Annotated in this window: 13 protein-coding genes; 11 read left to right on the top strand and 2 right to left on the bottom strand. The window is 75.7% G+C overall.

The window, feature by feature from the left end:
• Positions 1–7 precede the first annotated feature (7 nt).
• On the top strand, positions 8–1921 hold the full coding sequence (glmS, locus tag FXF52_RS02610) for a glutamine--fructose-6-phosphate transaminase (isomerizing) (protein ID WP_148793553.1): 1914 nt from the start codon (positions 8–10) through the stop codon (positions 1919–1921).
• A 64-nt stretch (positions 1922–1985) separates the two neighbouring features.
• On the opposite strand, the gene FXF52_RS02615 is transcribed toward glmS, so the two are convergent.
• Complete coding sequence (locus FXF52_RS02615; protein WP_148793555.1) at positions 1986–3596, bottom strand: alpha/beta hydrolase; 1611 nt, start codon at positions 3594–3596, stop codon at positions 1986–1988.
• Positions 3593–3889, bottom strand: a complete 297-nt coding sequence (locus tag FXF52_RS02620) for a type VII secretion target (protein WP_148793557.1) — start codon at positions 3887–3889, stop codon at positions 3593–3595. Before FXF52_RS02620 ends, FXF52_RS02615 begins: the two co-directional genes overlap by 4 nt.
• 209 nt (positions 3890–4098) lie before the next feature.
• Here FXF52_RS02620 and FXF52_RS02625 point away from each other — a divergent pair, with 209 nt between their 5' ends.
• The 10 genes from FXF52_RS02625 (at position 4099) to tsaD (ending at position 12778) form a co-directional block, all read left to right on the top strand.
• Positions 4099–4467, top strand: coding sequence for a holo-ACP synthase (locus FXF52_RS02625; RefSeq protein ID WP_148793559.1), 369 nt, complete (start codon positions 4099–4101; stop codon positions 4465–4467).
• A 56-nt stretch (positions 4468–4523) separates the two neighbouring features.
• A complete protein-coding gene (locus tag FXF52_RS02630) occupies positions 4524–5993 on the top strand; it encodes an NAD(P)H-hydrate dehydratase (RefSeq protein WP_148793561.1) in 1470 nt (489 codons plus the stop codon).
• A gap of 102 nt (positions 5994–6095) precedes the next feature.
• Positions 6096–7214: an alanine racemase gene (gene alr, locus FXF52_RS02635; protein WP_148793563.1), complete on the top strand. Its 1119-nt coding sequence runs from the start codon at positions 6096–6098 to the stop codon at positions 7212–7214.
• A complete protein-coding gene (locus FXF52_RS02640; protein WP_148793565.1) occupies positions 7211–8302 on the top strand; it encodes an alpha/beta fold hydrolase in 1092 nt (363 codons plus the stop codon). The genes alr and FXF52_RS02640 overlap by 4 nt, the downstream gene beginning before the upstream one ends.
• Positions 8299–8781 (top strand): tRNA (adenosine(37)-N6)-threonylcarbamoyltransferase complex ATPase subunit type 1 TsaE, encoded by a 483-nt coding sequence (gene tsaE, locus FXF52_RS02645; protein WP_148793567.1) that lies wholly within the window; start codon positions 8299–8301, stop codon positions 8779–8781. Before FXF52_RS02640 ends, tsaE begins: the two co-directional genes overlap by 4 nt.
• Before the next feature lie 60 nt (positions 8782–8841).
• Positions 8842–9543 (top strand): uracil-DNA glycosylase, encoded by a 702-nt coding sequence (gene ung, locus FXF52_RS02650; protein WP_148793569.1) that lies wholly within the window; start codon positions 8842–8844, stop codon positions 9541–9543.
• 118 nt (positions 9544–9661) lie between these two features.
• Positions 9662–10513 (top strand): maleylpyruvate isomerase N-terminal domain-containing protein, encoded by an 852-nt coding sequence (locus FXF52_RS02655; protein ID WP_255471704.1) that lies wholly within the window; start codon positions 9662–9664, stop codon positions 10511–10513.
• A gap of 85 nt (positions 10514–10598) precedes the next feature.
• Positions 10599–11276, top strand: coding sequence for a tRNA (adenosine(37)-N6)-threonylcarbamoyltransferase complex dimerization subunit type 1 TsaB (tsaB, locus tag FXF52_RS02660; RefSeq protein ID WP_148793573.1), 678 nt, complete (start codon positions 10599–10601; stop codon positions 11274–11276).
• Complete coding sequence (rimI, locus tag FXF52_RS02665) at positions 11273–11725, top strand: ribosomal protein S18-alanine N-acetyltransferase (protein WP_148793575.1); 453 nt, start codon at positions 11273–11275, stop codon at positions 11723–11725. Before tsaB ends, rimI begins: the two co-directional genes overlap by 4 nt.
• Before the next feature lie 6 nt (positions 11726–11731).
• Positions 11732–12778, top strand: coding sequence for a tRNA (adenosine(37)-N6)-threonylcarbamoyltransferase complex transferase subunit TsaD (tsaD, locus tag FXF52_RS02670; protein WP_148793577.1), 1047 nt, complete (start codon positions 11732–11734; stop codon positions 12776–12778).
• Positions 12779–12790 lie beyond the last annotated feature (12 nt).

Genomic DNA, 12790 nt, shown 5'->3' on the forward strand with positions numbered 1-12790 from the left:
GCGGACCATGTGTGGAATCGTGGGTTACGCCGGCGCGCGCCCGGCGCTCGGCATCGTGCTGGACGGACTGCGGCGGCTGGAATACCGCGGCTACGACTCGGCCGGCGTGGCCGTCGTCTGCGACGACGAGCTGCTGGTCGAGAAGAAGGCCGGCAAGCTGGCCAACCTGGAGAAGGTCCTCGCCGAGCGCGCGGCCAGCGATCCGGAGTCCTGCGCGGCCAGCCCGATCGGCATCGGCGACGGCACCACCAGCATCGGCCACACCCGGTGGGCCACCCACGGCGGGCCGACCGACCGCAACGCCCACCCACACCTGTCCCCGGACGGCCGGGTCGCCGTGATCCACAACGGCATCATCGAGAACTTCGCCCGGCTCCGCGCCGAGCTGGAGGCCGACGGCGTCGAGTTCGCCAGCGACACCGACACCGAGTGCGCCGCCCACCTGCTGGCCCGGTCGCTGGCCGAACTGCGCGCGGCCGGCGAGGTCGACAGCCCGCAGCTGCTCGCCTCCGCCATGCGGCTGGTCTGCCAGCGGCTCGAGGGCGCCTTCACCCTGCTCGCCGTCGACGCCGGGATCCCCGGCGCGGTGGTCGGCGCCCGGCGCAACTCGCCCCTGGTCGTCGGCCGCGGTGACGGGGAGAACTACCTGGCCAGCGACGTGGCCGCGTTCATCGAGCACACCCGCGACGCGGTCGAGCTGGGTCAGGACCAGATCGTCCTGATCACCCCGGACGACATCCAGATCACCGACTTCGCCGGCCAGCCCGCCACCGGCAAGGACTTCCACATCGACTGGGACTCCTCCGCCGCCGAGAAGGGTGGCTACGACTGGTTCATGCTCAAGGAGATCGAGGAGCAGCCGCAGGCGATCGCCGACACGCTGCTCGGCCGGCTCACCGAGACCGGTGAGATCGCCCTCGACGAGGTCCGCCTCAGCGAGCAGGACCTGCGCGACGTCGACAAGATCTTCATCGTCGCCTGCGGCACCGCCTACCACTCCGGCCTGGTCGCCAAGTACGCCATCGAGCACTGGACCCGGATCCCCTGCGAGGTGGAGCTGGCCAGCGAGTTCCGTTACCGCGACCCGGTGCTCGACCGCTCCACGCTGATCGTGGTGATCTCGCAGTCCGGCGAGACCATGGACACCCTGATGGCCCTGCGCCACGCCAAGGAGCAGAAGGCCCGGGTGCTGGCCATCTGCAACACCAACGGCTCCACCATCCCGCGCGAGTCCGACGCCGTCCTCTACACCCACGGCGGCCCGGAGATCGCGGTCGCCTCGACCAAGGCGTTCCTCACCCAGCTGGTCGCCTGCTATCTGATCGGCCTGCACCTGGCCCAGGTGCGCGGGATCAAGTTCGCCGACGAGGTGGGCGCGGTCGTCGCCCAGCTCCAGGAGGTGCCGGGCAGGCTGCGCGAACTGCTCGACCGGATCGAGCCGGTCCGGGAGCTCGCCCGCGACCTGAAGTCCGAACCGACCGTGCTCTTCATCGGCCGGCACGTCGGCTACCCGGTGGCGCTGGAGGGTGCGCTGAAGCTCAAGGAGCTGGCGTACATGCACGCCGAGGGCTTCGCCGCCGGCGAGCTGAAGCACGGCCCGATCGCGCTGATCGACAAGGGCACCCCGGTCATCTGCATCGTGCCGTCGCCGATCGGTCGGGGCATGCTGCACGACAAGGTCGTCTCCAACATCCAGGAGGTGCGGGCCCGCGGCGCCCGCACCATCGTGATCGCCGAGGAGGGCGACCAGGCGGTCGTCCGCTACGCCGACCACCTGATCTACGTGCCCCGGGTGCCCACCCTGCTGGCGCCGCTGGTGACCACGGTGCCGCTCCAGGTGCTCGCCGCCGAGATCGCCGCCGCTCGCGGGCACGACGTCGACCAGCCGCGCAACCTGGCCAAGTCGGTCACCGTCGAGTAGTCCACCCTGACCGGGCCCCTCCGCCCACGGTGGAGGGGCCTCGTCATGTCCGCACCCGCCGCGCTCATCGGCCCAGCACGATCCGGGCCATCCCGTCCAGCGCCGGGTTGCCGGGCTCCCAGTAGCCGGCGTGGCCGTAGCGGCCGCTGGGGAAGCGTCGGCCGCCGAAGCCGGGGTCGCTCGGGTCACGCCCGAACCACAGCTCGGGGTCGCGCCGGTCCAGCACCGCCGCCACCGGGCCGAGCGGTGTCCCCGCCAGCACCGCCCGGCGGGCCAGCTCGTCCGGTGGCCGGGCCAGCCGGATCACGTCGTCCGGCGCCGTGCTGGCCCAGACCTGGCCGGGAGGCATCCGCAGCTCGCGCGCGTGGTCGACCCCGGTGCCGGGGGAGCCGACGAAGACCAGTGCGTCCGCGCTCAGCCCGTGGTCGCGGGCGGCGGTGCCGACCACCAGCGAGCCGTAGCTGTGGCCGAGCACGGTCTGCCGGGCCGGCGGACCCTCGTGCGAGGCGCGCAGCCCCTCCTGGAACCGGTGCAGCGCCGGCCCGGCGTCCTCGGCCTGCCCGGCCCGGGCCGCCTCGGGCAGGAAGTCCGGTGCGTCGTAGTCCAGCCAGAGCACCGCCGCCGTCTCCTCGCCCGGCCCGAGCGCGGCGCACCGGTCCAGCACCCGGGCGGCCCGGCCCAGCTCGCCGGGGGCGTCGGCGAGGTCCGCGGTCATGCCCGGGACGTACGTCAGCACCGCCGTGGCCCGGTCCGGGTTGCCCAGCGCCACCACGGCCCGCCCGTCCCCGGTCGGGTCGAGCCCGAGCAGGTACGCCCGGGGCGCCCCCGGCGCGGCCAGCCGTTCGGTGAGCGCGTCGAGGCCGCGCAGGGCCGCCTCCACCCGGGCGAGCCGGGCCAGCCGGGCCAGCTCGGGCAGCCCCGGCGGCAGCGGGCGCAACAGGGCCGCGCGGGCGGCGGCCAGCCCCGCCCGCCGCTCGGCCAGCAGCAACCGGTTGGCCTGGTCCCGAGCCGCCACCGGCACCCCGTCGAGGCCACCGACCCGGGCCGGCTCGTGGCCGACCAGCCAACGGCGCTCGGCCGGGGTGAGCCCGGCCCACCAGCGGCTCACCTCGGCCGGACCGGCGCCGGGTGCCGGTCGCCGGCCCGGCGGGACGCTCACCCAGCCGGTGACCGCCGCCGTGGCCAACTCGCCCAGCCGGGCGGCGGCTTCCCGGTCCGCCCCGTCGGCCAGCGCCAGCGCGTCGCGCAGCTCGGCCGCCACCTGGGCCACCTCGGCGCCCACCGGGGCGGCGGGACGCGGGCGGTCCGGATCGGGCCGGACCGCCCCCACCCGGTCCACCAGCAGGCCGCCCGCGTCGGCGTGCGCCACGGCGGCGGCGAGTCGGGCCTTCGCCGTGCCGAGCCGGACGGCGAACTCGGCGAGCACCTGGTCGACCTCGACCAGCGCGGGCAGCACCTCGGTCAGCTCGCCGCGCAGTGCCCCGATCCGCCCCTGCGCCGCGGCGGCGGCCCCGCCGGACCAGCCGGTACGCAGGGCGGTCAGCCGGGCGGCCAGCCCGTCGGCCCGCTGCCGGACCGGGCCGACCAGCCCCCGCCAGGCCGCCCCGGCCCGGCTCCAGGCACCCGGGTCGGCCCGCCAGAGCTGGGCGTACTCGACCAGGGCGGGGCCGCTCACCGGGGGATCCCGGCCAGCCGTCGGGCGGCCCGCTCGTCGGTCGCCTGGTAGCCGTCGGCGGCGCTGCGGACCGCCTCGGCGGTGTCCGCCACCCGGGCGGCGAGCGTCCCGCACCAGCGGTGCACCGCCGCCTCCAGCTCGGCCAGCGCGGCCCCGGCCCGCCAGCCGTCGGCCGGCACCACCAGCCCCGGCGTCCCGGCCAGCCCGTGCGCCAGCCGGTAGGCGTCGTCGCCCAGCTGGCGGGCGACCCCGCGCAGCAGCTCCGGCTCGACGGTGAACGGCTCCTCGGTCATCGGTGGACTCCCCGGGGAACAGGCCGTCGGCGGGACCCACCGGCGGCGACACGAACGATCGGGCAACCGGGACGCTAAGCGGCGCCCGCCGGCCCGCACCGGCCCTGTGGACAACCGGCGGTGGGCGTACCCCCGGGTTGTCCACAGGCGTTGTCCACCGCGCAGCCGGTGGCTAATCTGCGGCCGCGACCGCCGGTAGGGTGAGGCCCGTGATCGTGGCTGTCGGCATCGACGTCGTGCTGGTGGACCGGTTCGCCCGGGCCCTGGCGCGGACACCGCTGCTCGCCGACCGCCTGTTCACCGAGGCCGAGCGGTTCACCCGCGCCGGCAACCCGCGCTCGCCCGAGTCGATGGCCGCCCGGTTCGCCGCCAAGGAGGCGGTCGCCAAGGCGCTCGGCGCGCCGGGCGGGCTGCGCTGGCACGACTGCGAGATCGTGTCGGATCCGGACGGTCGGCCCTGGCTGACCGTCTCCGGCACGGTGGCCGCCGCCGCGGCCGAACGCGGGATCAACCGCTGGCATCTGTCGTTGTCACACGACGGCGGGATCGCGTCGGCCATGGTGGTCGCGGAACGGTGAGGCGACCGGCGGGCCGGCAGGCCCGTTGGGCGGAACGACGAACGGGACGGGGTGGCATGAGACCGGTGTGGCGGGTCGCGGACGTACGCGCGGCGGAGGCCGGCCTGATGGCCACCCTCCCGCCCGGGGCGCTGATGCAGCGGGCCGCCGCCGGGCTGGCCCGCCGCTGCGCGCTGCTGCTCGCCGAGCGGGGCGGCGTCTACGGCGCCCAGGTGCTGCTGCTGGTCGGCTCCGGCGACAACGGCGGCGACGCCCTGTACGCGGGCGCGCACCTGGCCCGCCGTGGTGCCGCAGTCTCCACCCTGCTGCTCACCCCCGGCCGCGCGCACGCCGCGGGGCTGGCCGCGCTGCGGGCCGCCGGCGGACGGCTGGTGGACCGGCCCCCGGCGGTGGTGGACCTGGTGCTCGACGGCATCGTCGGGATCGGCGGCACCGGCGGGCTGCGGGAGACCGCCGAGCAGCTCGCCGCGAGCCTGGCGGAGCGCTCCGGGCGGGACGGCACTCGGGCCACCGTGGTGGCGGTGGACGTGCCGAGCGGCGTCGCGGTGGACACCGGGCACGTGCCGCTCACCGCCGCCGGCCGCCCCTGCGCGGTCCGCGCCGACGTGACGGTCGCCTTCGGGGCGCTGAAGCCGGCCCTGGTGGTCGGCCCGGCCGCCGCGCTCGCCGGGCACGTGGAGCTGGTCGACATCGGGCTGGGGCCGTGGCTGCGCGGGACCCCGGCGCTGCGGGTCACCGAGTGGTCGGACGTGGTCGACTGGTGGCCCCGGCTCGGCCCGTCCTCGGAGAAGTACAGCCGGGGCGTGGTCGGGGTGGCGACCGGCTCGGCCACGTACCCCGGCGCGGCGGTGCTCTCGGTGGGCGGCGCGTTGGCCGGTCCGACCGGCATGGTCCGCTACGCGGGCGGTGCCCGCGCGGAGGTGCTGCACCACCATCCGTCGGTGATCGCCACCGGCCGGGTCGCCGACGCCGGCCGGGTGCAGGCCTGGGTCTGCGGCTCCGGGCTGGGCACCGGCGAGCCGGCCGCCACCGAGCTGCGCGCCGTGCTCAGCGCGCCGGTGCCGGCCGTGCTCGACGCCGACGCGCTCACCCTGCTGGTCGACGGCGCGATGGCGGACCTGCTGCGCAAGCGGGACGCGCCGATCGTGGTGACCCCGCACGACCGGGAGTACGCCCGGCTCTGCGGGGAGACCCCGGGCGCGGACCGGGTGGGAGCCGCGCTGCGGCTGGCCGCCTGGATGAAGGCGGTGGTGCTGCTCAAGGGCGACCGCACGATCATCGGCACCCCGGACGGCCGGGCGTACGTCAACCCGACCGGCACCGCGGTGCTGGCCACCGGGGGCACCGGCGACGTGCTGGCCGGGCTCCTCGGCTCGCTGCTCACCGCCGGGCTGCCGGCCGAGCGGGCGGCCGCCGCGGCGGCGTACCTGCACGGGCTCGCCGGCCGGGAGGCGGCCCGGACCGGGCCGGTGACCGCACCCGACGTGGCGGCCGCGCTCCGCCCGGTGATCGCCCGCCTGGGCTGACGGCGAACCGCCGCCCGCCGCTGGGCCGGCGGTGGGCGCGGCCGGCGGGCGGACCACGCGGCTCCGGGCCACGGTGATCACCGGCGGAAGTAGGCTGGGGGCATGTGGCAGTCGGAGGTGCGCGTCGACCTGGACGCGATCCGGGAGAATGTGGCCCGCCTCAAGTCGGGCACCAGCGCCGAGTTGATGGCGGTGGTGAAGGCCGACGGGTACGGCCACGGCATGGTGCCGGCCGCCCGCGCGGCGCTCGACGCCGGCGCGGACTGGCTCGGGGTCTGCACCCTGGACGAGGCGCTGACCCTGCGCCAGCAGGGGATCACCGCGCCGGTGCTGGCCTGGCTGCTCGACCCGGGGCTGCCGCTGCACGACGGCGTCGCGGTCGGCGTCGACCTGGGCTGCGCCAGCCTCACCCAGCTCGACGAGATGATCGAGGCGGGCCGCCGGGCGTGCCGCCCGGCCCGGCTGCACCTGAAGATCGACACCGGCCTGTCGCGGGGCGGCGCCACCGTCGCCGACTGGCCCGCCCTGCTGGAGGCCGCCGCGAAGGCCCAGGCCGACGGCCTGGTCGAGGTGGTCGGGGTGTGGAGCCACTTCGTGTACGCGGACTCGCCCGGCCACCCCACCATCGACCGCCAGCTCGCCGTCTTCCACGAGGGGCTGGAGATGGCGGAGACGGCGGGGCTGCGGCCCCGCTACCGGCACCTGGCGAACTCGGCCGCCACGCTGACCCGCCCGGACGCCCACTTCGACCTGGTTCGTCCCGGTCTGGCGATCTACGGCCTCTCCCCGGTGGCCGGCGAGCAGTTCGGCCTGCGCCCGGCGATGACCGCCCGGGCCCGGGTGATGCTGACCAAGCGGGTCCCGGCCGGCACCGGCGTCTCCTACGGCCACACCTACCTGACCGAGCGGGAGGCCAACCTGGCCGTCGTCCCGCTCGGGTACGCCGACGGGGTGCCCCGGCACGCCTCGAACACCGGTCCGGTGCAGCTCGGCGGCAAGCGGCGGACCATCTCGGGCCGGGTCTGCATGGACCAGTTCGTGCTGGACTGCGGCGACGACGAGGTGGCGGCCGGGGACGTGGCGACCCTCTTCGGCAGCGGCGCGGACGGCGAGCCCACCGCCGACGACTGGGCCGACGCGGTCGGCACCATCAACTACGAGATCGTGACCCGGTTCGGCGGGGTCCGGGTGCCCCGCGTCTACGACGGCGAACACCCGTGAGTCCACGGTTCCGTGTTCCCCGGCCGCGTACCGCCGCGGGGCGGGTGGCCGGAGTGGTCGGCGCCGCCGTCGGTGTCGCCGCCGCGGGGCTCGCCGCGGGGGTGGTGAGCGAGCGGGTCCTGGTCCGCCGCCTCAAGATTGACCCCACCGACCGGTACGCCCACGAGGACTTCGGCCGGCTGCGGTACGACGAGGCGTACCTGCTGGAGATGCCGGACGGCACGGACATCCACGTGGAGGTGGTCGAGCCGACCCGGCCGGTCGCGGGGCACCCGACCGTGGTGCTGGTGCACGGCTTCTGCCTGGACATGGGGACCTTCCACTTCCAGCGCCAGCTGCTCGCCGACCGGGGCGACTACCGGATCGTGGCGTACGACCAGCCGGGGCACGGGCGCTCGGGAAAGCTGGAGACCGGCGAGTACGACCTGGCCAGGCTGGGCCGGACGCTGCGCCGGGTGCTCGACGAGGTGGCCCCGGAGGGGCCGCTGGTGCTGGTCGGGCACTCGATGGGCGGCATGACGATCATGGCGCTGGCCGAGCTCTACCCGGAGCTGTTCGGCGAACGGGTGGTCGGCACGGTGCTGATGGCCACCTCGGGCGGCCTGCTCGCGGAGACCAAGCTGGTGGCGCCCGCGCTGCTCGGCCGGGTCGGCGCGCCGGTGCTCTACATGATGAGCAACGCCACCCGGTACGGCGGCACGGTGATCGACAAGGCCCGGAAGTCGACGTCCAACGTCGCCTGGCTGCTGACCCGTCGCTACGGCTTCGGCGCCGCGAAGCCCAGCCCGGCGCTGGTGTCGTACGTCGAGACGATGAACTCGCGTACCTCGGCCGACACGGTCACCCGCTACCTGCGCACGCTGGCCACCCACTCGCGCTTCCCGGCGCTGGCCGCGCTGGCCGGTACGCCGGTGCTGGTGATCGTGGGGGACAAGGACATGATCACCCCGGTGACCCACTCCGAGGAGATCGTCCGGCGACTGCCGCACGCCGAGTTCGTGAAGATCCACGACAGTGGGCACGTGGTGATGCTGGAGCACGCCGACGAGGTGAACGCGGCGCTGGAGCGGTTCCTGGAGGGGTTGTGACCGTCGTGGTGGAGCTGAAGACGGTCGACGACACCCGCGAGTTCGGCCGCCGGCTGGCCGGGGTGCTGCACGTCGGTGACCTGCTGCTGCTCAGCGGCCCGTTGGGCGCCGGGAAGACCGCGCTGACCCAGGGCATCGGGGCCGGCCTCGGGGTGCGCGGCGACGTCACCTCGCCGACCTTCGTGATCGCCCGGGTGCACCGACCGGACCCGGCCCGGGGCGGGCGGGTGGCCCTGGTGCACGCCGACGCGTACCGGCTGGGGGAGTCCGCCGACCCGCGCGCCGAGATCGACGACCTGGACCTGGACGCCTCGGTGGAGGAGTCGGTCACCGTGGTCGAGTGGGGCGAGGGCATGGTCGAGCAGCTGGTCGACGCCCATCTGCGGGTCCGCATCGACCGGCGGGAGGACGACACCCGGGTGGTCACGCTGGAGCCGGTCGGCGGCGACTGGGCGGCCCGGCTGGCCACCCTGGACTGACGGCTGTCGTACCCGCTGCCTACAGTGCCCGGGACCGATCAGACCGGCGGAAGGTTGCCGATGCCCCACGACGCCCCCACCCTCGACCTGCTGGCGCTCCTCCCCGACGCGTGGCGCGCGGCGCTCACCCCGCACCTCGACCCGGCCAGCACCACGGCGTTGGCCGAGTTCGTCGCCGGGGAGTACGCGACCCAGACGGTCTTCCCGCCGGTCGAGGACCTGTTCTCCGCCTACCGGCTGTGCGGGCCGGCGGAGTGCCGGGTGCTGATCCTCGGGCAGGACCCCTACCACAAGGCGGGGCAGGCGCACGGGCTGAGCTTCAGCGTGCGCGAGGGGGTGGCGGTGCCGCCGTCGCTGCGCAACGTCTTCAAGGAGCTCGGCGAGGACCTGGGCGTGCCGAAGCCGCGCAGCGGCAACCTGAGCGGCTGGGCGGCGCAGGGCGTGCTGCTGCTCAACTCGGTGCTCACGGTCCGGCAGGCCACCCCGGGCTCGCACGCCAACAAGGGCTGGGAGGAGTTCACCGACGCCACCATCCGCGCCCTGGACGCCCTCGACCAGCGGGTGGTCTTCCTGCTCTGGGGCGGATACGCGCGCAAGAAGGCGGCCCTGGTCACCAACCCGCGGCACGTGGTGCTGGAGGCCGGCCACCCGAGCCCGATGAACCCGCGCGGCTTCCTCGGCAGCCGGCCGTTCAGCGCGGCGAACAAGGCGCTCGCCGACGCCGGCCTGCCCACCGTCGACTGGGAACGCTTCGCCGGCTGACCGCTCGGGGACGCCCAGCCGCCCGGGCGGGTGGCGGGACACCCTATTGACTCAGGGCTATCGCTTCGTGGCGCACGGTAGTAGGCTCTGCCCCGGCTACGGCAGACGGGGAGGAAGCGTGTCCGCGACCATCACCTCGGACGGCTGGTCGACGGCGCCGGCCGCGCTGGCGGCGAACGCCGACCGGTTCCTCGCGCTGGCCGGCTCCGTCCGGCCCGACACCATGGCGACCGCCGACTGGACGGTCACCGACACCCTGGCCCACCTGGTGTCGCTGGCCTGGTACTACGTCCGGCTGGTCGACCCGGCCAGCGAACCGCTGCCGATCCCCGGCCTCGACGAGCAGCTCCCGCTGGTCACCGTCGACACCGTGGCCGACGCCAACGACCTGGTGCTCCGTCACCTGACCGACCGTGACCCCGCGCGCCTGCTCGACCGGCTGCGCGGGGACGTCGACCGCCTGCTGGCGCGCTGCGCGGACCGCGGGCCGGACGAGGTGGTGCCGTGGCTCGGCGACGCCCGGGTGCCACTCGCTGGCCTGCTCGCCCACCTGGTCAACGAGCTGCTCGTGCACGGCCACGACATCGCCCGCGCGGCCCGCCGGCCGTGGACCCTCCCGCCGCGGGACGCCGCGCTGTTCCTGGAGCTGTTCATGGCCGGGGTGGTCCGGCACGGCTACGGTCGGCTGCTCGACGGGGTCAACCCGCCCCGGCGGCCCCGGATCGTCGTGCGGTTCACCTCCGCCTGGTCGGCGCCCCTGACGCTCACCATGGACCACGGGCGGGTGCGGTTCGCCGAGCCGGCGGAGCGGCCGGACGTCACCATCCGGTTCCACCCGCCGACGCTCAACCTGATGATGTTCGGCCGGGTCAGCCGGGCCCGCGCGGTGCTCACCGGCCGGGTCCGGATCGGCGGCCCGCGGCCGTGGCTGCTGCCGTCGTTCCTCCGGGTGTTCCGCACGCCGAGCTGAGCCCGCCGGCCACCGGCCCGGTGCCGTCCCGGGCGGGGAGGGGCGTCACCGCCGGTAACCGGAGTGGCGACTAGGCTGGCACATTGTGCTCGTACTCGTGGTGGACTCCTCGACGCCCGCGGTGACCGCGGCCCTGGTCGAGGTCTCGGCGGACGCGGTCGCGACCCGCGCGCAGCGGTGCACGGTCGACGCCCGGGCCCACGGGGAGCTGCTCGCCCCGCAGGTCGACGCGGTGCTGGCCGACGCCGACGCCCGCGCCGCCGACCTGGCCGCGATCGTCGCCGGGCTCGGGCCGGGGCCGTTCACCGGGCTGCGGGTCGGCCTGGTCACCGCCGCCACCATGGGCCAGGTGCTCAATATCCCCACGTACGGGGTCTGCTCGCTGGACGGGATGGGCCAGCCGGCGGCCGCCGGCGAGCCGGTCCTGGCGGCCAGCGACGCCCGGCGCCGGGAGGTCTACTGGGCCGTCTACGACGGCGCCGGCCAGCGGATCGCCGGGCCGAACGTGGACACCCCCGCGGTCGCCGCGGAGCGCGCCCGGGACCTGGCCGTCACCGTCGCGGTCGGCGACGGCGCCCACCGGTACGCGGACGTCCTGGGCCTGCCGGTGCGCGCCGAGCCGCGTTACCCGGACGCGACGGCGCTGGCCCGGCTCGCCGCCGAGCGGATCCGCGCGGGCGCCCCCGGCGAGCCGCTCACCCCGCTCTACCTGCGCCGCCCGGACGCCGTCGCGGCGACCGGCCACAAGCCGGTCCTGCCATGACGGAGGTACGGCTCGGCCGGTTCCGCTGGTGGCACATCGACCAGGTGCTGCCGCTCGAGGCGGACCTCTTCGGCGTCGAGCAGTGGTCCCCGGCGATGTTCTGGAACGAGCTGGCCAACGGGCACTTCTACCTGGTCGCCACCGCCCCCGACGGGGCCGTGCTCGGCTACGCGGGGCTGCTGGTGGCGCCGCCCGACGAGGCGTGGGTGCAGAACATCGCGGTCCGGCGCGACGCGCAGCGCCGCGGGATCGGCCGCGCGCTGCTGGAGGCGCTGCTCGCCGAGGCGGCCCGGCGCGGGGTCCGCAGCACGCTGCTGGAGGTCGCCGCGGACAATGCCCCGGCGCAGCGGCTCTACGCGACGTACGGCTTCGAGCCGATCGGCGTGCGCCGCGGCTACTACCAACCGAGCAACACCGACGCGCTGGTCATGCAGCGCAACGAGGACTGACGAGCGATGGCTGACGAACCCCTGATCCTCGGCATCGAGACCTCCTGCGACGAGACCGGGGTCGGCATCGTGCGCGGGCACACCCTGCTCGCCGACGCGTTGGCCTCCAGCGTCGAGCAGCACGCCCGGTTCGGCGGCGTGGTGCCCGAGGTGGCCAGCCGCGCCCACCTGGAGGCCATCGTGCCCACCATGGACCGGGCATTGAAGCAGGCCGGGGTGACGATCGCGGACATCGACGCGATCGCGGTCACCTCCGGGCCGGGCCTGGCGGGCGCGCTGCTCGTCGGGGTCGCCGCGGCCAAGGGGTACGCGGTCGCCGCCGAGAAGCCGGTGTACGGGGTGAACCACCTCGCCGCGCACGTCGCGGTGGACACCCTGGAGCACGGCCCGCTGCCCGAGCCGGCGATCGCCCTGCTGGTCTCCGGCGGACACTCCTCGCTGCTGCGCGTCGACGACCTGGCCCGGGGGGTCACCCCGCTCGGCGCCACCATCGACGACGCCGCCGGTGAGGCGTTCGACAAGGTGGCCCGGCTGCTCGGGCTGCCGTTCCCGGGCGGCCCGTGGATCGACCGGGAGGCGCGGGCCGGTGACCGGGCGGCCATCGCCTTCCCGCGCGGCCTGACCGCGCCCAAGGACCTGGCCGCCCACCGCTACGACTTCTCCTTCTCGGGCCTGAAGACGGCGGTGGCCCGCTGGGTGGAGGCGCGGCAGCGGGCCGGTGAGCCGGTCCCGGTCGCCGACGTGGCCGCGTCCTTCCAGGAGGCGGTCTGCGACGTGCTGGTCGGCAAGGCGCTGGATGCCTGCCGGAGCAGCGGGATCGAGACGCTGGTGATCGGCGGCGGGGTGGCGGCCAACTCGCGGCTGCGGGCGATGGCCGAGGAGCGGGCGGCCAAGCACGGCATCCGGGTGCGTACGCCCCGCCCGAATCTCTGCACCGACAACGGTGCGATGGTGGCCGCGCTGGGCTCGCACCTGGTCGCCTCGGGCGTCGCCCCGAGCCGCCTCGACCTGCCCGCCGACTCCGCGATGCCGCTGACCGTGGTCAGCGTCTGAGCCGGAGGGAAC

The sequence above is a fragment of the Micromonospora sp. MP36 genome, assembly GCF_008119785.1.
GTDB lineage: Bacteria > Actinomycetota > Actinomycetes > Mycobacteriales > Micromonosporaceae > Micromonospora.

Coding starts and splice junctions, on each gene's coding strand:
- FXF52_RS02630 (WP_148793561.1), top strand. CDS start 4,524: ATGAGACCGGTGTGGCGGGTCGCGGACGTACGCGCGGCGGAGGCCGGC.
- glmS (WP_148793553.1), top strand. CDS start 8: ATGTGTGGAATCGTGGGTTACGCCGGCGCGCGCCCGGCGCTCGGCATC.
- rimI (WP_148793575.1), top strand. CDS start 11,273: ATGACGGAGGTACGGCTCGGCCGGTTCCGCTGGTGGCACATCGACCAG.
- tsaD (WP_148793577.1), top strand. CDS start 11,732: ATGGCTGACGAACCCCTGATCCTCGGCATCGAGACCTCCTGCGACGAG.
- ung (WP_148793569.1), top strand. CDS start 8,842: ATGCCCCACGACGCCCCCACCCTCGACCTGCTGGCGCTCCTCCCCGAC.
- FXF52_RS02620 (WP_148793557.1), bottom strand. CDS start 3,889: ATGACCGAGGAGCCGTTCACCGTCGAGCCGGAGCTGCTGCGCGGGGTC.
- alr (WP_148793563.1), top strand. CDS start 6,096: ATGTGGCAGTCGGAGGTGCGCGTCGACCTGGACGCGATCCGGGAGAAT.